The 20,299-nt window shown below is 39.2% G+C and carries 19 protein-coding genes and 1 pseudogene; 15 read left to right on the plus strand and 5 right to left on the minus strand.

Features of this window, described 5'->3' with window-relative positions; genetic code table 11:
- Window positions 1-114: 114 nt before the first annotated feature.
- The 3 genes from nrdF to nrdH form a co-directional block, all read right to left on the minus strand.
- Window positions 115-1,074 carry a class 1b ribonucleoside-diphosphate reductase subunit beta gene (gene nrdF, locus IYQ91_RS07205; RefSeq protein WP_195673468.1) on the minus strand — a complete coding sequence of 320 codons (960 nt, stop codon included), beginning with the start codon at window positions 1,072-1,074 and terminating at the stop codon, window positions 115-117.
- A gap of 116 nt (window positions 1,075-1,190) precedes the next feature.
- Window positions 1,191-3,350, minus strand: coding sequence for a class 1b ribonucleoside-diphosphate reductase subunit alpha (nrdE, locus tag IYQ91_RS07210; RefSeq protein WP_195673469.1), 2,160 nt, complete (start codon window positions 3,348-3,350; stop codon window positions 1,191-1,193).
- A 94-nt stretch (window positions 3,351-3,444) separates the two neighbouring features.
- Complete coding sequence (gene nrdH / locus IYQ91_RS07215) at window positions 3,445-3,663, minus strand: glutaredoxin-like protein NrdH (RefSeq protein ID WP_003023812.1); 219 nt, start codon at window positions 3,661-3,663, stop codon at window positions 3,445-3,447.
- Between the two features lie 395 nt (window positions 3,664-4,058).
- Between nrdH and IYQ91_RS07220 the strand changes: the two genes are divergently transcribed.
- From IYQ91_RS07220 to IYQ91_RS07280, 13 genes and pseudogenes are all read left to right on the plus strand, one after another.
- Window positions 4,059-4,322: a phosphocarrier protein HPr gene (locus IYQ91_RS07220; protein WP_003023815.1), complete on the plus strand. Its 264-nt coding sequence runs from the start codon at window positions 4,059-4,061 to the stop codon at window positions 4,320-4,322.
- A gap of 1 nt (window position 4,323) precedes the next feature.
- Window positions 4,324-6,057 (plus strand): phosphoenolpyruvate--protein phosphotransferase, encoded by a 1,734-nt coding sequence (gene ptsP / locus IYQ91_RS07225; protein ID WP_003036105.1) that lies wholly within the window; start codon window positions 4,324-4,326, stop codon window positions 6,055-6,057.
- Window positions 6,058-6,207: 150 nt separating this feature from the next.
- Window positions 6,208-8,007: an excinuclease ABC subunit UvrC gene (gene uvrC, locus IYQ91_RS07230; RefSeq protein ID WP_195673470.1), complete on the plus strand. Its 1,800-nt coding sequence runs from the start codon at window positions 6,208-6,210 to the stop codon at window positions 8,005-8,007.
- 106 nt (window positions 8,008-8,113) lie between these two features.
- Complete coding sequence (locus IYQ91_RS07235) at window positions 8,114-8,719, plus strand: nitroreductase family protein (protein WP_003041180.1); 606 nt, start codon at window positions 8,114-8,116, stop codon at window positions 8,717-8,719.
- A 19-nt stretch (window positions 8,720-8,738) separates the two neighbouring features.
- Entirely contained in the window at window positions 8,739-10,139 is a 1,401-nt protein-coding gene (pepV, locus tag IYQ91_RS07240; RefSeq protein ID WP_195673471.1) for a dipeptidase PepV, read from the plus strand.
- Between the two features lie 55 nt (window positions 10,140-10,194).
- Window positions 10,195-11,052, plus strand: coding sequence for an SDR family oxidoreductase (locus IYQ91_RS07245; protein WP_195673472.1), 858 nt, complete (start codon window positions 10,195-10,197; stop codon window positions 11,050-11,052).
- A gap of 9 nt (window positions 11,053-11,061) precedes the next feature.
- Window positions 11,062-11,646: a uracil-DNA glycosylase family protein gene (locus tag IYQ91_RS07250; RefSeq protein ID WP_195673473.1), complete on the plus strand. Its 585-nt coding sequence runs from the start codon at window positions 11,062-11,064 to the stop codon at window positions 11,644-11,646.
- A gap of 102 nt (window positions 11,647-11,748) precedes the next feature.
- The gene (locus IYQ91_RS07255; RefSeq protein WP_018543559.1) at window positions 11,749-12,201 is read left to right on the plus strand and encodes a MarR family transcriptional regulator; all 453 of its coding nucleotides are present in this window, start codon (window positions 11,749-11,751) and stop codon (window positions 12,199-12,201) included.
- Window positions 12,198-13,730: a glycine betaine ABC transporter substrate-binding protein gene (locus IYQ91_RS07260; RefSeq protein WP_195673474.1), complete on the plus strand. Its 1,533-nt coding sequence runs from the start codon at window positions 12,198-12,200 to the stop codon at window positions 13,728-13,730. Before IYQ91_RS07255 ends, IYQ91_RS07260 begins: the two co-directional genes overlap by 4 nt.
- Window positions 13,727-14,446 (plus strand): ABC transporter ATP-binding protein, encoded by a 720-nt coding sequence (locus IYQ91_RS07265; RefSeq protein ID WP_195673475.1) that lies wholly within the window; start codon window positions 13,727-13,729, stop codon window positions 14,444-14,446. Before IYQ91_RS07260 ends, IYQ91_RS07265 begins: the two co-directional genes overlap by 4 nt.
- Window positions 14,447-14,457: 11 nt before the next feature.
- Window positions 14,458-15,422 (plus strand): annotated as a pseudogene (locus IYQ91_RS07270) (zinc-binding dehydrogenase).
- 105 nt (window positions 15,423-15,527) lie between these two features.
- On the plus strand, window positions 15,528-16,226 hold the full coding sequence (gene ldcB / locus IYQ91_RS07275) for an LD-carboxypeptidase LdcB/DacB (protein ID WP_195673476.1): 699 nt from the start codon (window positions 15,528-15,530) through the stop codon (window positions 16,224-16,226).
- A gap of 25 nt (window positions 16,227-16,251) precedes the next feature.
- Complete coding sequence (locus IYQ91_RS07280) at window positions 16,252-16,542, plus strand: AraC family ligand binding domain-containing protein (RefSeq protein ID WP_195673477.1); 291 nt, start codon at window positions 16,252-16,254, stop codon at window positions 16,540-16,542.
- A gap of 129 nt (window positions 16,543-16,671) precedes the next feature.
- Here the strand turns inward: IYQ91_RS07280 and IYQ91_RS07285 are convergent, their stop codons facing one another.
- Window positions 16,672-16,917 (minus strand): type B 50S ribosomal protein L31, encoded by a 246-nt coding sequence (locus tag IYQ91_RS07285; RefSeq protein WP_003023866.1) that lies wholly within the window; start codon window positions 16,915-16,917, stop codon window positions 16,672-16,674.
- A 103-nt stretch (window positions 16,918-17,020) separates the two neighbouring features.
- Entirely contained in the window at window positions 17,021-17,959 is a 939-nt protein-coding gene (locus tag IYQ91_RS07290) for a DHH family phosphoesterase (protein WP_195673478.1), read from the minus strand.
- A 151-nt stretch (window positions 17,960-18,110) separates the two neighbouring features.
- On the opposite strand from IYQ91_RS07290, the gene IYQ91_RS07295 reads away from it, so the two are divergent.
- Together IYQ91_RS07295 and sufB are read left to right on the plus strand one after the other, a co-directional pair.
- Window positions 18,111-18,554, plus strand: a complete 444-nt coding sequence (locus tag IYQ91_RS07295; RefSeq protein ID WP_003030007.1) for a flavodoxin — start codon at window positions 18,111-18,113, stop codon at window positions 18,552-18,554.
- Between the two features lie 133 nt (window positions 18,555-18,687).
- Complete coding sequence (sufB, locus tag IYQ91_RS07300) at window positions 18,688-20,073, plus strand: Fe-S cluster assembly protein SufB (protein WP_003036119.1); 1,386 nt, start codon at window positions 18,688-18,690, stop codon at window positions 20,071-20,073.
- Window positions 20,074-20,299: the final 226 nt, after the last annotated feature.

The raw sequence follows: 20,299 nt of genomic DNA on the forward strand, positions 1-20,299 counted from the left end.
GGCAAATCATTCATAATTTAAAATCAAAAACACGAAAGGAGTAGTACCACTTATTGTTGGTATGTCCCATTCGTGTTTTTGTGTTATTAGATGTTATTTTTGTTAATTGATATTTTATAACCCGTAATTATAATCATCATCTTGCATGGCTTCAACTTCACCAAGAAGATAACCGTTTCCGACTTGAGAAAAGAAGTCATGGTTAGAGGTTCCAGTTGAAATACCATTCATGACAATCGGATTGACGTCATCAGCTGTATCAGGGAAAAGTGGGTCTTGACCAAGATTCATCAGAGCTTTATTAGCATTATACCGAAGGAAAGTTTTGACTTCTTCCGTCCATCCGACGCCGTCATACAAAGTTTCTGTATAACCTTCTTCGTTTTCATAGAGGGTGTAGAGCAGGTCGTACATCCACTCTCGGAAAGTTTCTTGCTCTTCTTCTGACAATTCGTTAAAGCCTAATTGGAATTTATAGCCGATATACGTTCCGTGGACAGATTCATCACGGATAATCAGCTTGATGATTTCAGCTACATTGGCCAATTTGTTATTTCCAAGATAGTAGAGCGGAGTAAAGAAACCAGAGTAGAAGAGGAAGGTTTCCAGAAAGACACTGGCAACCTTCTTTTCAAGAGCATTTCCATTGAGGTAAATCTCGTTGATAATTTCTGCTTTCTTTTGCAAATAAGGATTTGTATTGGTCCATTCAAAAATTTCGTCAATTTCTGATTTCGTGTTAAGGGTTGAGAAAATAGATGAATACGACTTAGCGTGAACAGACTCCATGAATTGGATGTTATTCAACACAGCCTCTTCATGAGGTGTGCGAATATCTCCTCGGATAGCTTCGACACCTGATTGGGATTGCATCGTATCCAATAATGTTAATCCGCCGAAGACCTTACCAACAAGGTCTTTTTCTTTAGGTGATAATTTTCTCCAGTCATCCAAATCGTTGGAGAGGGGAATTCGCGTATCGAGCCAGAATTGCTCGGTCAGTTTTTCCCAAGTAGATTTGTCAATGACATCTTCAATGGCATTCCAATTTATGGCTTTGTAATAGGTTTTCATGTTGATTACTTTCTTTTATTCCAATTGATTCTTATTGTTTGCAGATAGTTTAATATCCTGAAAGGCTTATATAGCGGTTGTTGTACTAGCATAAACAAGAGAAATTTTAGTCCTCCTTAAATCACGCAGCTCTCACACTGGTTGGCTCCAACTTCGCCGCCGTCATCTGTAAAGGTACGGACATAATAGATTGATTTGATTCCTTTGTTAAAGGCGTAGTTGCGCAGGATAGACAAATCGCGCGTGGTTTGTTTGCTTTCAGTTTTCCATTCGTAGAGTCCCTGTGGAATGTCGCTACGCATAAAGAGGGTCAGAGATAGTCCTTGATCTACATGCTCAGTCGCTGCTGCATAGACATCAATGACCTTGCGCATATCCATGTCGTAAGCGCTGGTGTAATAAGGAATCGTCTCAGTTGATAGACCAGCTGCGGGATAGTAGATTTTTCCGATTTTCTTTTCTTGGCGTTCTTCGATGCGTTGCGTAATTGGGTGGATAGAAGCAGATACATCATTGATATAGCTGATAGAGCCATTCGGTGCAACAGCTAAGCGATTTTGGTGATAAAGACCGTCTGTCATGACCTTGTCTCTCAAGTCTGACCAGTCTTTAGCAGAAGGGATAAAGATATTTTCAAAGAGTTTTTTAACTCGGTCAGATTTTGGTACAAATTCGCCAGTCACATATTTGTCAAAGTATGAACCATTTGCATAGTCAGATTTTTCAAAGTTGTGGAAGGTCACACCGCGCTCGCGGGCAATATTGTTGGACTCAACAAGTGTCCAATAATTCATGAGCATAAAGTAAATGCTGGTAAACTCAACTGATTCAGCTGAACCATATTCAATCAACTGTTGAGCCAGATAACTGTGTAAGCCCATGGCTCCTAGCCCAAAAGTATGAGCTAAGCTATTGCCATGATCAATAGTCGGAACGGCTTTGATGTGAGAGCTATCTGTAACAAACGTTAGCGCCCGCGTCATGGTACGGATAGACTTACCGAAATCTGGTGAAGTCATCATATTGACTACATTGGTCGACCCAAGATTGCAAGAAACATCCGTTCCCAAATGTACAAATTCTTGAGCATCATTCAGGAGACTTGGTTCTTGTACTTGCAGGATTTCAGAGCAGAGATTACTCATGATGATTTTACCGTCGATTGGATTTGAACGGTTAGCTGTATCGATATTTACGACATAAGGATAGCCAGATTCTTGTTGGAGTTTAGAAATTTCTGTTTCTAAATCACGAGCTTTAATTTTCGTTTTATTAATCTTAGGGTTGGCAACCAATTCGTCATATTTTTCAGTAATATCAATATAAGCAAATGGGACACCGTACTCGCGTTCAATAGAGTAAGGACTGAAGAGGTACATTTCCTCATTCTTACGAGCTAATTCGTAAAATTTATCTGGAATGACAACTCCTAAAGAAAGAGTTTTAACCCGAACTTTTTCGTCAGCATTTTCTTTCTTTGTAGAAAGGAAAGCGATGATATCTGGGTGGAAGACATTGAGGTAAACAACCCCGGCTCCCTGACGTTGCCCCAGCTGGTTAGAGTAAGAGAAGCTGTCCTCAAACAGTTTCATCACTGGTACAACACCAGAAGCAGCCCCTTCATACCCTTTGATGGGAGCACCTGCTTCACGCAGGTTACTGAGAGAGATCCCAACGCCACCACCGATACGAGATAGCTGCAGAGCAGAGTTAATGGAGCGGCCGATAGAGTTCATATCATCTGTTACTTGGATGAGGAAGCAAGAAACTAGTTCACCGCGACGGGCACGTCCTGCATTGAGGAAGCTTGGTGTAGCCGGTTGATAGCGCTGGTGAATAATTTCATTGGCAATATCCTTGGCGATTGCTTCATTACCGTTGGCAAAATAGAGCGCATTGAAAAGAACGCGGTCTTCCATGCTTTCAAGGTAATATTCACCGTCATTTGTTTTGAGAGCGTATTGATTGTAGAATTTATAAGCTGCCATGAAAGATTTAAAATGAAAATCTTGTTCACGAATGAAAGCAGCCAGTTCTTCAATGTATTCAGGTGAATAAAGCTGGATGAATTCTTTTTCTAGATAGTTTTCTTGAATTAAATAGTGAATTTTTTCTGTGATAGAAGAGAATTTTTTCGTATTTGGTTCAACATTTTCTTTAAAGAATGCTTCCAAGGCTTCCTTATCTTTGTGAAGCATAATCTGTCCGTTGATTGGACGGTTGATTTCGTTATTCAGACGGAAATACGTCACGTCTTCGAGTTGTTTAAGTCCCATATTGTTCCTTTTCTAAATGATTGAATTGTTTTGCAAAAGAAAGAGCTTCTATGGTTTATAGAAGCGGCTGGATAGCTCTATGATTACAACAATTTTATGATAATTTTTTCAATTTACCTGGTTGAAAACCGGAAAATGCTTCCGTTGGAGTTTGAACGACTGGAGCAGCATTAAAGCCTAAGCTTTTCACATGATCGATGTATTCAGGCTGTTCGTCCAAATTGATTTCACGATATTCTACATGGTTAGTGTCTAAGAAGCGTTTTGTCATTTTACATTGAACGCAATTATTTTTTGAGTAAATAGTTACCATAATGAACTCCTAATTTTTTAAATTCAGTGTGATTTCAGTATATCCAAAGCAGGAAATTTTGTCAACTATTATGTTCTAAATATTGTGTTTTGCTTTGAGGTTTTAAATATTATAACACTAGATATGGTGTTTGTTTGAAAAAGATAAAGATAGAATGTACCCCTATTTTTGCCTTCGTTAGACTAAGCTTTCCTTAGGGAACAATGGATTAAAAATGTGTCAATCAATTGGATAGTGAAAATCTCGTTTTAATGAAATTTCAGTAATTCTCATAAAAAAGACTTGCTGAATACACATAAAATTCTTGAAAAAATTTTACAAAGATGTTATAATCTAGAATTGTAAGGGTTATCACATGAGACCCCAAAAAGATTACATTAAAGGAGAGTCAAACTATGGCTTCTAAAGATTTCCACATTGTGGCAGAAACAGGTATTCACGCACGTCCAGCAACTTTGTTAGTTCAAACTGCTAGCAAATTTGCTTCAGATATTACTCTTGAATACAAAGGTAAATCAGTAAACCTTAAATCAATCATGGGTGTTATGAGCCTTGGTGTTGGTCAAGGGGCTGATGTAACAATTACTGCAGAAGGTGCAGACGCTGATGATGCAATTGTAGCAATCGCAGAAACAATGACAAAAGAAGGATTGGCTTAACATGACAGAAATGCTAAAAGGAATTGCAGCATCTGACGGTGTTGCTGTTGCTAAGGCATATCTACTCGTTCAACCGGATTTATCATTTGAGACTGCTTCAGTCGAAGATACAAATGCAGAAGAGGCTCGTTTGGATGTAGCTCTTGAAGCTTCACAGAACGAGCTTTCTGTTATCCGTGAGAAAGCAGTAGAAAGCCTTGGAGAAGAAGCAGCTCAAGTATTTGATGCTCACTTAATGGTACTTTCTGACCCAGAAATGATTGGTCAGATTAAAGAAACAATTCGTGCAAAAAAAGTGAATGCTGAAGCAGGTCTGAAAGAAGTAACAGATATGTTCATCACTCTCTTTGAAAATATGGAAGATAATCCATACATGCAAGAACGTGCGGCAGATATTCGCGACGTGACCAAACGTGTGTTGGCTCACTTGCTTGGTGTACGCTTGCCAAACCCTGCTATGATTAATGAAGAAGTAGTTGTGATTGCCCATGACTTGACTCCTTCTGATACCGCTCAATTAGATAAAAACTTTGTTAAAGCTTTTGTAACCAATATTGGTGGACGTACAAGTCACTCGGCTATTATGGCTCGTACTCTTGAAATTGCTGCGGTTCTTGGAACAAATAACATTACCGAATTAGTAAAAGACGGTGATACAGTTGCCGTGAATGGAATTACTGGTGAGGTTATTATCAATCCAACAGAAGAACAAGTTGCAACCTTTAAAGCAGCGGGTGAAGCCTATGCAAAACAAAAAGCTGAATGGGATTTACTGAAAGATGCTGAAACAGTAACAGCTGACGGAAAACATTTTGAACTGGCTGCAAACATCGGTACACCAAAAGATGTTGAAGGTGTCAACGCTAATGGCGCTGAAGCTGTCGGACTTTACCGTACTGAATTCCTTTACATGGATTCCCAAGATTTCCCAACAGAAGATGAGCAGTATGAGGCTTATAAGGCTGTTTTGGAAGGAATGAATGGCAAACCAGTTGTTGTCCGTACAATGGATATCGGTGGGGATAAAGAACTTCCTTACTTTGATTTGCCAAAAGAAATGAATCCGTTCCTTGGATTCCGTGCTCTTCGTATTTCTATTTCTGAAACAGGAAATGCAATGTTCCGCACACAATTACGTGCACTGTTGCGTGCATCTGTGCATGGACAATTGCGTATCATGTTCCCAATGGTTGCTTTATTGACTGAATTCCGTGCAGCAAAAGGCATTTTGGAAGAAGAAAAAGCTAAATTGCTTGCAGAAGGTGTGGCAGTTGCGGACAATATTCAAGTTGGTATCATGATTGAAATTCCAGCAGCAGCAATGCTTGCTGACCAATTTGCAAAAGAAGTTGACTTCTTCTCAATTGGTACTAATGACTTGATTCAATACACAATGGCTGCTGACCGTATGAACGAACAAGTTTCTTACTTGTACCAACCATACAATCCTTCTATCCTTCGCTTAGTGGATCGAGTAGTTAAAGCTGCTCACGCTGAAGGTAAGTGGGCTGGTATGTGTGGTGAAATGGCAGGCGACCAAACTGCTGTTCCACTTCTAGTTGGTATCGGTTTGGATGAGTTCTCAATGAGTGCAACATCTGTTCTTCGTACACGTAGTTTGATGAAAAAATTGGATACGAAGAAGATGCAAGAACTGGCTCAACGTGCCCTTACAGAATGTGCAACGATGGAAGAAGTTCTTGAACTTGAAAAAGAATATCTTGATTTTGAATAATATCGAAACGGAGACCATGGTCAATTAAGACAATTGGAATCTCAATTACTGAAAGAGGGCGTTGTTGTCCTCTTTTTTATATTGCAGATAATTTAGGTTTTCCATGCTCCTTTTCACTTCCTTTTGGTCATTTCTGCTATAATGTTAATTATGAATAACTTGATTCAATCAAAATTAGAATTGCTGCCGACTAGTCCAGGTTGCTATATTCATAAAGATAAAAATGGCACCATTATTTACGTAGGCAAGGCTAAGAATTTGCGCAATCGAGTGCGCTCTTATTTTCGTGGGAGTCATGATACTAAAACGGAAGCACTGGTGTCTGAGATTGAGGATTTTGAGTTTATTGTCACGGAGTCTAATATTGAAGCCTTGCTGCTTGAAATCAATCTAATCAAGGAAAATCAGCCTAAGTACAACATCATGCTCAAGGATGATAAGTCCTACCCTTTTATCAAAATTACCAATGAGAAATATCCACGTCTAATTATTACGCGTCAGGTCAAGAAAGACGGTGGCTTGTATTTTGGTCCGTATCCTGATGTAGGTGCTGCCAATGAAATTAAGCGTCTGCTGGATCGAATTTTCCCTTTTCGCAAGTGTACCAATCCGCCTGAGAAGGTTTGTTTCTACTACCACATCGGACAGTGCCGAGCTCACACTATTTGCCATAATGAGCAGCATTTTTTTCAAAATATGGCTCAGGAAGTAGCAGATTTCCTCAAAGGTCATGATAATAAGATTATTGATGAATTGAAAGGAAAAATGACTAGTGCTGCTGAAAAGATGGAATTTGAAAAAGCGGCTGAATACCGAGATTTGCTTCAAAGTATTGCGACACTTCGCACCAAGCAACGAGTGATGGCGAAGGATTTGCAGAATCGGGATGTCTTTGGCTATTATGTGGACAAAGGATGGATGTGCGTACAGGTTTTCTTTGTCCGTCAAGGAAAACTCATTGAGCGAGACGTGAATATGTTTCCTTATTACAATGATCCCGATGAGGATTTTCTGACCTATATTGGTCAATTTTATCAGGAAAAATCTCATCTGATTCCCAATGAAATTTTGATTCCATCTGATATTGACGAGGAATCAGTACGGGCTGTGGTGGATACAAAAATTCTCAAGCCTCAACGAGGAGAAAAGAAACAGCTGGTCAATCTGGCAATTAAGAATGCTCAAGTTAGTTTACAGCAGAAGTTTGACTTATTAGAGAAATCTGTTGAAAAAACGCAAGGAGCAATTGAAAATCTAGGCCGGCTCTTCAATATTCCCACTCCAGTTCGGATTGAATCGTTTGATAATTCCAATATTATGGGAACTAGTCCTGTTTCAGCTATGGTGGTCTTTGTCAATGGTAAGCCTAGCAAGAAGGATTACCGCAAGTATAAGATCAAGACTGTGGTAGGGCCGGATGACTACGCCAGTATGCGAGAGGTCATCAAGCGTCGCTATAGTCGGGTCATTCGTGACGGGCTGACGCCACCAGATCTGATTGTCATTGATGGTGGTCAGGGGCAAGTCAATATTGCTAAAGACGTCATTCAAAATCAATTAGGGTTAGATATTCCTATCGCTGGTTTGCAAAAGAACGACAAGCACCAGACGCATGAATTACTCTTTGGCGATCCTTTGAAAATGGTTGAGTTATCTCGCAATTCGCAGGAATTTTTCCTCCTCCAACGTATTCAAGATGAAGTTCACCGCTTTGCCATTACCTTCCATCGCCAGCTGCGGTCTAAGAATTCCTTCTCATCGCAACTCGATGGTATCGAAGGCTTGGGGCCAAAGCGCAAGCAAAATCTCATGAAGCATTTCAAATCTCTGACCAAGATTAAGGAAGCCAGTGTCGATGAAATCGTCGAAGTGGGTGTACCGCGAAAAGTGGCAGAGGCCGTGCAGGAGAAATTGAGCAAATCTACAGATAAAAAGATAACCAACTCCTAGATTTTAGGGAAGCAAGTTCATCAGACTATTTCTCGTGAAAAACCTCTGCAAGCTCTTCCAATTTATGGTAAAATGAAATGAGTATAATAAGAAAAGGAAAGTCCTTATGAAATTTCTTGAATTAAATAAAAAGCGTCATGCAACGAAGCATTTCAATGATAAAGCAGTTGATCCGAAAGATGTGCGGACGGCGATTGAAATTGCAACTTTAGCGCCAAGTGCTCATAATAGCCAGCCTTGGAAATTTGTAGTTGTGCGTGAGAAAAATGCAGAGTTGGCTGAGATTGCTTTCGGTGCAAACAAAGACCAAATCACAGAAGCACCTGTGACGATTGCTCTTTTTACAGATACAGACTTAGTTAAACGCGCTCGGAAAATTGCTCGTGTGGCTGGGGTCAATAATATGTCCGATGAATTGTTGCAATATTATATGCAAAATTTACCGGTTGAATATGGGCATTATTCTGAGCAGCAAAAAAGCGATTATTTGGCTTTAAATGCTGGTTTGGTGGCAATGAATCTTGTTTTAGCATTGACTGACCAAGGAATTGGTTCCAATGTTATCCTTGGATTTGATAAGTCGAAAGTCAATCAAGTGCTAGATATTGATGAACGCTTCCGTCCAGAACTTTTAATTACCGTTGGTTACACAGACGACAAACTGGAGCCAAGTTATCGTTTGCCAGTGGATGAGATTATTGAAAAACGTTGATAGAAAGGAATCTGATTTTATGACGATTGATTTTAAAGCAGAAGTTGAAAAACGTCGCGATGCTCTGTTGGCTGACTTGTTTAGCCTTTTGGAAATTAATTCCGAGCGAGATGACACGAAAGCAGATAAAGAACATCCTTTTGGGCCTGGACCTGTTAAGGCTTTGGAAAAATTCTTAGAATTAGCCGCGCGTGATGGCTATCCAACGAAGAATGTTGACAATTATGCAGGGCATTTTGAATATGGCGAAGGAAAAGAAGTGCTTGGAATTTTTGCGCATATGGATGTTGTGCCGGCTGGAAGCGGTTGGGATACAGATCCTTATACACCAACAATTAAAGATGGAAAACTCTATGCGCGTGGTGCGAGCGATGATAAAGGGCCGACGATGGCTTGCTATTATGGACTGAAAATTATCAAAGAATTAGGCTTGCCGACATCTAAGAAGGTTCGTTTTGTAGTTGGTACAGATGAGGAATCCGGCTGGGCTGATATGGACTATTATTTCAAACATGTTGATCTTCCAGAGCCAGATTTTGGTTTTTCGCCAGATGCAGAATTTCCGATTATCAATGGTGAAAAAGGAAATATTACTGAATATCTTCATTTTGCAGGGGAAAATAGCGGAGCTGCGCGCTTGCATAGCTTTACTGGCGGACTTCGTGAAAATATGGTTCCTGAATCTGCAACAGCAGTAGTATCAGGAAATATGCCAAATCTTGTAGATAAATTGGACGAATTTGCCAAAGGACATGGACTTCGCTTTGAATACCAAGAATTACCGAATGGTCAAATAACAGTTACAATTGTTGGTAAATCTGCTCATGGCGCTTCACCGCAATCTGGTGTTAATGGTGCGACTTATTTGGCAAAATTCCTGACTCAGTTTGATTTTGCAGATTCCGCTAAAGACTATCTTGAAGTGGCAGGAAACGTTCTTTTAGAAGACCACGAAGGGAAAGCCTTAAAAGTGGACTATGTAGATGAAAAAATGGGTGCTCTTTCTATGAATGCAGGGGTCTTCCGATTTGATGAAACAAGCGATGACAACACCATTGCTCTTAATTTCCGCTATCCACAAGGAACCAATCCAGCATCAATCAAATCTAAATTGGAAAACTTACCTGTGGAAAATGTGACATTGTCAGAGCACGAGCATGTTCCTCACTATGTTCCAATGGAAGATCCGCTTGTGACAACGCTTTTGAACGTGTATGAAAAGCAAACAGGTCTAAAAGGTCATGAACAAATTATTGGTGGAGGAACCTTTGGTCGTCTCTTGAAACGCGGTGTTGCTTATGGTGCCATGTTCCCAGACTATACAGATACCATGCACCAAGCAAATGAATTTATAGATGTAGAAGATCTTTTCCGTGCAGCAGCTATTTATGCTGAAGCAATTTATGAACTGATTAAATAAAACAGGTAAACTCAGCTAGAAATAGTTGAGTTTCTTTCAAAGAAAGGGGAATATTATGATTTATACAATTACGAGTGCGACAGGTCAATTGGGGCAAAAGGTCGTTGCCGAAGCACAGAAACATTTAAATTCTAATGAAATTCGGCTATCTGTTCGAAGTCCCAAAAAAGCAAGTCAATATGTAACAGCAGGGATTGATGTTAGAGCAGCTGATTATTTAGATGTGGATTCTATGGTCGAGGCTTGGCGTGGAACGGATGTTTTGATTTACATTCCAAGTATTTCCCATCCAAGCATTGTGCGTGTGCCAGAATTTGAAAATTCGGTCATTGCAGCAGAAAGAGCTGGAGTTAAGCACTTTATCTTTGTTGGATTTTTCGCCGATCAAGTCAATAGTCCATTTCACATGGCAGCTTTCTTTGCATATGCCAATACTCGTCTAGCGTCGGCTGGATTTTCTTACAGCATTATCAAAAATGCTATGTATGCTGATCCATTGGTGCCTTATTTACCTGAGTTAATAGAGCGCAAGGCTGTTATTTATCCAATGGGAAATGCCAAAATGAGCTTTGTTTCGCGGGAAGATAGTGCAGAAGCTATTGTCAAACTGGCTATGTTACCTGCCCTACAGGGAAAGACGTATGTTTTGACTCAAGAACGCAATTACACAATGTTGGAGCTGGCTAATCTTTTGTCCGAGGTTTCTGGTCACGAGATTGGCTACCAACCAGTGACGGTTGAGGAATTTGCTGCCCTTTATGATCAACCAAAAGGTTTCGGTGTTGTGCTGGCTTCTCTTTATCAAGCTGGAAGTCAAGGCTGTCTGGATATTGTGACAGATGATTTTCGGACAATCACAGGACGGCAGGCAACTGATTTGAAAAACTATATGAAGAAGAATTATCAAAAATAGAGGCAAGAAATGGAAACGCTAGAAGACATTAAGAAAGCTATTATGGCTGATTCACAAAATCAAGCATATACAAAGCAAGGAATTGAGCCACTTTTTGCAGCGCCTAAAACGGCACGTATCAATATTGTCGGTCAAGCACCGGGCATCAAAGCGCAGGAAACGCGCTTGTACTGGAATGATAAGAGCGGTGATCGCTTGCGTGAATGGATGGGTGTTGATTATGATACTTTTTATCATTCAGGTTATTTTGCTGCGATTCCAATGGACTTTTATTTTCCAGGGCATGGAAAATCAGGTGATTTACCGCCTCGCAAGGGTTTTGCTGAAAAATGGCATCAGCCGATTTTAGACTTGCTACCAGATCTTGAATTGACCATTCTAATTGGTCAGTATGCTCAAAAATACTACCTTCATCAAAAAGGAACTGTAAAACTAACTGATACGGTAAAACATTATCAAGACTACTTGCCAAAATTTTTCCCGCTTGTCCACCCCTCACCACGAAATCAAATTTGGATGGCTAAGAATCCTTGGTTTGCAGAAACCGTAATCCCTGATTTAAGGGAACGGGTACAAAAGATTATTTCAAGATGAGCACTTGCTCATCTTTTTTTTGAAACCAAATCTTTGACAAAAAAGGTTCGATATAGTATTATAAATAAACTTCTATATCGTATAATTTTAGAGGAAAAACAGTTGGATAGAAAAATAATTAATAGTGGGTTTTACATTGGAAAAATTCATCGTTTGTCCAATCGACTGATGAACCACATTTTGTTAGAACGAGGAATCCAAGCCTTTAATGGAGAGCAGGGACGTATTTTACATGCGCTTTGGCAAAAAAATTATCAAAGCCAAACCGAACTGTCAGAGCAGACTGGCTTGACGTTGAACACTCTAACCAAAATGATTGACCGAATGATTCGCATGAAGCTTGTGGAACGGTGTTCTCATGAAAAAGATAAGCGCAAAAAGATGATTTGTCTGACAGATTATGCAAAAGGATTAAAAGCAGAATATGATGCAATTTCTGATGAAATCATTGAAATCTTTTACAGTGGTTTTTCTGATCTGGAAATCAGTGAATTTGAGATTTATTTAGAGCGTATTTTAGTAAATTTAAGCCAATCAAGAAAGGATGAAGCATGAACGAGTTAATCAAATTAGTGACCAATCAATGGCAGTTTCTATTTAGTCTGGTGCGGGATCATATCTGGATATCGGGCTTGTCTATCTTGCTTGCTTTAATTTTGGGAGTTGGGCTTGGAATTTTCATCAGTTTCAAAAAAAGCTGGGCTGGTGTCGTTATCGGAATAGTGAATATTCTTTATACAATTCCCTCTATTGCCCTTTTAGGGATTTTGATTTCAATTACAGGAATTGGTAACAAGACAGCAATTGTAGCTCTAACCTTGTATGCACTTTTACCTATGGTACGGAGCACTTATACAGGGATTACAGGTGTTGATCCACTTCTCGTTGAAGCAGCAGAAGGAATGGGTTCTACTCGCAAGCAGATTTTAACCAAAGTGCAATTGCCGCTTGCTTTTCCAGTTATGATGGCAGGTTTTCGTAATATGGTGACGATGACCATTGCGCTAGCTGGAATTGCCTCTTTCGTCGGTGCCGGCGGTCTTGGTGTAGCAATTTACCGTGGGATTACGACTAATAACCAAACCCTAACTTTGGTCGGAAGTGTTTTAGTAGCTTTGTTGGCGCTGGTCTTTGATTTTCTCCTTTCTTTGGTCGAAAAATCAATCTTAAACCATAAAAAAGTATCCAAAAAATGGCTGTCTATTGTAGGCTTCATAGCTCTATTGGCGGCAGGAACAATCGCATTTTTTCAAATGAATCCAATGGGTGGAACTGTCAAAATTGCGACCAAGCCACAGACAGAAAACTATATTTTAGGAGAAATGCAAAAGCAAGTTATTGAAGAATACACCAATCTTAAGGTCAAAATGACAAAGGGTGTTGGTGGTGGGACAGCTAATATTCACCCTGCCATTACAAAAGGCGAGTTCGATATTTATGCTGAATACACCGGTACGATCTGGGAAGTTATTCTCAAAAAATCAGGTTCTTATGATGAAAGTCAATTTAAGATACTTGAAAGTCAATACCGTAAAAAATATCAACTTGCCTGGGCTAATACGTTTGGCTTTAATAACACATATGGCTTAGCCGTTCGCAAGGATGTAGCAGAAAAATACAATATTAAAACCTTTAGTGATTTAGCCAAAGCTAGTCCTAATTTAACTTTTGGTGCGGAGTATGACTTCTTTGGTCGTGAAGACGGTTTTGCACGTTTACAATCTATCTATGGTATGAAGTTCAAATCTCAAGTGGATATGGATAGCGGATTGAAATATCAGGCTATTAAATCCGAAAAAGTTGATGCGATTGATATTTTTACCACAGATGGACAGCTTTATGGTGCCAATCTAGTGGTTTTGAAAGATGATAAAAAAATCTATCCTTCTTATCAGGCAGGAACAGTTGTTCGAGAAGCCACTCTAAAAAAATACCCACAATTGAAAAAAGCATTGGCAAAATTAGACGGTATTTTAACGGATAGTAAAATGGCAGAATTGAACCACAAAGTAGAAAACGACAAAGAAGAGCCTGCTAAAGTTGCTCATGACTATCTTGTAGAGAAAGGGATTTTGAAAAAATGATTGAATATAAAGAAATTAGCAAATCTTATGGGAATCAAGACATTATCAAAAATCTAAATCTAAAGATTGAAGACGGCACTTTTCTGACAGTTGTGGGGACTTCTGGCTCAGGCAAAACGACATTGTTAAAGATGATAAATGGTTTGGTCAAGCCGAATCAAGGGCAAATCCTTATCAATGGTCAAGATGTGCAGGACACGGATTTGATTGAATTGCGGCGTAACATCGGTTATTCAATTCAAGGGAATGGACTTTTTCCACATTTAACAGTCGCTGAAAATATTGCCTTTGTCTTAAATTTACAAAAGAAAAATCAAGCAGAAATAGAGAAGATTATCGATGAAAAGTTAGCTATGCTTGGTTTGGATACTCAGCTAAAAAATCGCTACCCAGCAGCCCTTTCGGGCGGGCAGGCGCAACGAGTAGGGATTGCGCGTGCATTAGCTGCAACACCTAATATTTTGCTAATGGATGAGCCGTTTGGAGCAGTGGACGCTATTACGCGCTATCAGTTACAGCGTGAATTAAAATTACTGCATGAAGAAACCGGCATTACAGTCGTATTTATCACGCACGATATAGCAGAAGCTTTGAAACTAGGTACGAAAATCCTCGTTTTAGATAAGGGAGAAATCCAGCAATATGGCACGCCAGAGGAAATTAAACAACAGCCAGCTAATGAATTTGTAAGAAAACTACTAGAATTAGCAAGCTAAAGAGAAGTTCTATGAATCAAAAAATGAAAGCCATGGTGATTTATGAGCCTGGTGGTCCAGAAAAATTTGTTCTAGAAGAACGAGAAATCCTGAATGTAAAAGAAGGCTAGACTCTAGTCAAGATTAAAGGTTTTGGGATCAATCATTCAGAAATTTTCACTCGGAAAGGTCTATCTCCAACTATTCAATTCCCACGCATTTTGGGGATTGAGTGTGTAGGACAAGTGGTTGAAACGACAAGGGCAGATTTACAACTTGGACAAAAAATTGTTTCCATCATGGGTGAAATGGGACGTGCTTTTGACGGTTCTTATGCTGAATATGCTCTACTTCCAAATGAGCAGATTTATCCCGTAGATAGCCAATTACCTTGGTCTGAGTTAGCAGCAGTTCCAGAGACCTATTATACCGCCTTTGGCTCCTTCAAAAATCTGCAGATAAAAGAAGGAGATTCAATCTTAGTCCGAGCTGCGACAAGTGGCGTTGGATTAGCTTTCTTAAAATTGGTAAAGGCGCAATTCCCACAGAATCGTGTAGTTGGCGCAGTTCGTTCTCTCGCTAAAAAGATTTGCTTCAACATCAAGGTTTTGATGAGATTATTTTAGATGAAAAAGGAGTTTTGCAAACCGAAGAAAAGTTTGATAAAATCCTTGAATTAGTCGGTCCGGCTACTTTAAAAAATTCATTTGACCATATTCAAAGTGCAGGAATTATCTGTAACACTGGTCAATTAGGTGGCAAATGGTATGTAGAGGAGTTTGACCCAATCGTAGAAATAAAAAATAATAGTTTTTTGACGAGCTTTTATTCAGGCAATGTGAGCCAGCAGCTTATTGATGAACTTTTTAGATATATTGATGCTTACCAAAGAAATGTATCTCCTCAATGAGTCTTTTCATTAGAGCAAATCCCAGCAGCCCATTCTTATATCGAAAGTCAAGTGGGATTTGGTAAAATGGTCGTCTTAAATGATTAACTAGAAAAATTAAAAGTGTGCAAATTGCATGCTTTTTTGAATTGACAGACAGTATATCTACGCTTATAATGAAAATTAGAAAATTCTATAAATGAGGCAATACAGATGAAAAAAAGGATTGGGATTTTATTAGTAGCGAGTTTGTTTCTTTTGACAGCTTGTGGGGGAAAGAAAACGAATGTGGAAACGAAACAAGAAGGAAAAGCAACGTCTGCAAAAGTTGCGTCCTCTGAGCCAGCAAAGAAAAAAGCAAAAGTTCATTATAATGGTTCTTACTATAGTGTAAAAGGAAAATACGATGAAATTGTTATCGCAAATAAACATTATCCATTATCTTCAGATTATAACCCCGGTGAAAATCCTACTGCTAAAGCAAAATTGCTGGAATTGATTACTGCTATGCAGCGCGAAGGCTATCCTATCAGTCATCAATATAGCGGTTTCCGTAGTTATCAAACGCAGGTTACTCTTTATCAAAATTATGTCAATCAAGACGGGAAAGAAGCAGCAGATCGTTATTCTGCCCGACCTGGCTATAGTGAACACCAAACAGGCTTGGCATTTGACTTGATTGGCACAGACGGAAATCTAGTAACAGAAGAAAAGGCGAGCCAATGGCTTTTGAAACATGCAGCTGAATATGGTTTTGTCGTGCGCTATCTAAATGGTAAAGAAGATAAAACTGGATATATGCCAGAACAATGGCATCTGCGTTATGTTGGGAAAGAAGCGAAAGCGATTGCAGATTCAGGACTATCTTTAGAAGAATATTACGGTTTTGCTGGGGGAGATTATAAGGATTAAAGTTGAACACAAGGAGACAATACACATGAAAATTTATACAATGAGCCCTACTATTGATGTCGTGGAAACACCTGTTGAAGAAACTAACCGTATCATCCGTCACCTTCACTTAGGAGAAGGAAAAACGATTCCTGAACACAAGGCTGATGCTTTGGTGACTGTTGTCTGTCTAGAGGGAAAGGTTGATTTTACAGCATCTGGTCAAACAGTTCAACTTGTTCCCGGAAGTTTTTTAACCATGGAACCCAATGAACTTCATAGTTTATATGGTGTGAAAGATAGCCATGTATTGGTTATTCAGCAATTAAAATACTGAATGTGAAAAAAGGTAAAAACTTGGAAGTCATACTGTCGTAGATTCCAAGTTTTGTTGATTATATAAAAAACCTTTCCCAAAATTGGAAAAGGCTTATTATCAACATTTTTTGTAATGTAAATACGATTTTTATTTGAGACCGTATTTTTTGTTGAAACGATCCACACGTCCATCTGCTTGAGTGAATTTTTGACGTCCAGTATAGAATGGATGTGAGTCTGATGAAATTTCCACACGGATCAAAGGATAAGTGTTTCCATCTTCCCATTCAACAGTTTCGCTAGAATACTTAGTAGAACCACTAAGGAATTTGTAGCCAGTTGAAGTATCCATAAAGACAACAGGACGGTATTCAGGATGAATATCTTTTCTCATTTTTAAAAATTTCCTTTCTGCCATGGTCTCTCTGCGAGCCATAGATTCGTTACTTTGATAGTTTACCAAATTCTAGCGGATTTGACAAGTCTTTTCTACCAAATTATTTCCTTTTTGCCAATTCTTTCAATTCTTGATAAACTTCTTCGATTTCTTCTTTGGAGTAAGCATTGGCACCACTGGCAAGAGGATGACCGCCTCCGTCGTGTTTTTTAGCTACTTCATTAATCGGGATAAATTTACTCCGCAACCGAACGCGATAGTTGCCATTTTCTTGCTCAACAAAAATTCCCCATAATTCAACGCTGTCAATACGCCCCGGAGCTGAAACGATAGCAGAAGTGTCAGCATCTGTTAAATGATTGGCTTTGAGAAGTTCCTGAGTTAAAATGACACGAGCTGCACCATTTTCGTCGACTTCTAAATGGTCGTAAACATAGCCTTGGAGTTTAGCGATTTGATAGCTGAAAGAGTCCATTTTTCGAGCCAAAGCAGCAAAATCAAAGGGATACTCGCGAAGTTTACTTGCGACAGCCATTGTGCGGGTAGTTGTGGCAGGATATAGGAAACGTCCTGTATCACCGACAATTCCAGCATAAAGCAATTTAGCAGAATAATCATCTAGTTTCAGTTTATTTTCCAATGCAAAGAGAGCAATTAACTCACTAGCACTACTAGAGCTAGTATCCACCCAAGAAATGTCTCCGTAAATGTCATCGTTTGGATGATGATCGATTTTGATGAGAAAATCTCCTTTGTTGTACCGTTCGTCATCAATCCGAGCAGTATTTGCTGTATCACAAACAATAACTAAAGCATGTTTGTAATCATCGTCTGAAACATCATCCATTTTAGCCAGCCAAGCAAGAGTAGGTTCAGTCTTTCCTGCTACTTTAATCTTTTTCTCAGGGAAATTGACTTGAAGTAATTTTTTCAAACCGACTTGACTTCCTAATGCATCAGGATCGGGTCGCATGTGACGATGAATGATAATCGTATCATATTCTTTAATTTTATGTAAAATTTGCTTGAAAATTTCCATATGATAACCTCCGCTCTACCTTTTATTCATTGTATCATAAGATGATTATTTTAAAAAGTAAAAGGGAAAAGTAGGGAACTTTAAGAGATTTGAAGTGCAACAATTTGTTCAATGTGTTATAATAAACTGATAGAATTTTTTGGAGGAAATTATGGCTTTAGCAAAAATTGTATTTGCGAGTATGACAGGAAATACAGAAGAAATCGCAGATATTGTAGCTGATAAATTAAAAGAACTTGGTTTAGAAGTAGATATTGATGAATGCACAACGGTTGATGCAGAGGAATTTCTAGAAGCAGACATCGCAATCGTTGCTTCTTACACATACGGTGACGGCGAGTTGCCTGATGAAATTGTTGATTTTTATGAAGATTTAGCTAGTCTTGACTTGACCGGAAAGATTTATGGTGTTGTCGGGTCAGGCGATACATTTTATGATGAGTTTTGTAAGGCAGTAGATGACTTTGATCGCGCTTTTGCAGCGACAGGTGCTGAAAAAGGTGCTGAAAATGTCAAAGTCGATCTATCAGCAGAAGATGAAGATATTGAAAATCTGGAGAAGTTCGCTGAAGCATTAGCCGAAAAAGTACGGTAATCATGTAAGAAGGCTGGGAAATTTTCCTAGTCTTTTTTAGCTTAATTTATTATATTTTAGGCATATATTCTGACATTTCTAATATAGAATAGTATAATAAGAGAAGATAATTTGTATCAATGGGAGGAATGAGATGACGAAAGTACGAGATTATGCTTTTGGATTTCATGACGATGTGAAGCCTTTGTTCTCGACTGGTAAGGGTCTGACAGAAGAGGTTGTTCGTGAAATTTCTGAAATTAAAAATGAACCGCAATGGATGTTGGATTATCGCTTGCGTTCTTTAGAATTGTTTCATAAATTGCCCATGCCTGATTTTGGACCAGATTTATCCGGCATACGATTTGATGATATTATCTATTATCAAAAATTAAGTGGAGATCGGGCTAGAAGTTGGGATGAAGTGCCAGATGAAATAAAGAAAACCTTTGAGCGTTTGGGTATTCCTGAAGCAGAGCGCCAATTTTTGTCAGGAGCTGTTGCTCAATATGAATCTGAGGTAGTCTATCATAACATGAAAGAAGAATTTGCCAAGCAAGGCATTATCTTTACCGATACCGACACGGCAGTACAAGAATATCCGGATTTGGTGAAAAAATACTTTGGCACAGTCATTTCTAATGCAGAACACAAATTTTCCGCTTTAAATAGTGCTGTTTGGTCAGGTGGTACATTTATCTATGTTCCTAAAAATGTTCAATGTCAGGTGCCAGTTCAGACCTATTTCCGTATCAATGGAGAGAATGCCGGTCAGTTTGAACGCTCGCTCATTATCGTAGAAGAGGGTGGCTCTATTCAATACATTGAGGGCTGCACAGCGCCGACTTATACGACCAATAGTCTTCATGCTGCAAATGTGGAAATTATTGTCAAAAAAGATGCTTTTTTCCGCTATACAACGATTCAAAACTGGTCAGACAACGTTTATAATCTGGTGACAGAGCGTGGAACGGTTGAAGAAGGCGGTACTTTGGAATGGATTGATGGCAATCTGGGCAGCAAGGTCAATATGAAATATCCTTGTAGCATTTTGAATGGCCGCAATGCAAGAACTTCAGTCCTTTCCATGTCCTTTGCTAATTATGGTCAGCATTTGGATGCGGGTTGTAAAGTCTATCACAATGCGCCAAAGACTTCTAGCACATTGATTTCCAAGTCTGTTGCCAAAGACGGTGGTAAGACGGATTACCGCGGTCAAGTCCGTTTTGGCAAGAACAGTGCTGGTTCAAAGTCTCACATTGAGTGCGACACGATTCTTATGGATGGTGAATCCAGCTCAGATACCATTCCATTTAATGAAATTCACAATTCAAATGTTGCACTTGAACACGAAGCTAAGGTTTCTAAGGTTTCAGAGGATCAGCTTTATTACCTTATGAGCCGCGGTATTAGCGAAGAAGAAGCAACTGCTATGATTATCAATGGCTTTATGGAACCAATCACCAAAGAACTCCCAATGGAGTATGCAGTCGAACTTAATCAGCTCATCAATATGAGTATGGAAGGCTCTGTAGGATAAAAGTAAAAACAGTCGTGAGGCTGTTTTTTGTGTTCCTGATTGAAAGAAGAGAAAGAAAAAAGCACCGAATCGGTGCACGCTTTTGCAAGCTTGAGTACGGACAAAGCCTTATTTTAACTTGCTGTGTTGTTTCGAATGGTTCCAAAACTTCAGAAAATGAAATTCATATTCGTTGTGGGTTTTAGAGCTGTGCTGTTTCGAATGGTTCCAAAACACAATATACTTT

This window comes from Streptococcus sp. HF-2466, assembly GCF_015594645.1.
Classification (GTDB): domain Bacteria; phylum Bacillota; class Bacilli; order Lactobacillales; family Streptococcaceae; genus Streptococcus; species Streptococcus anginosus.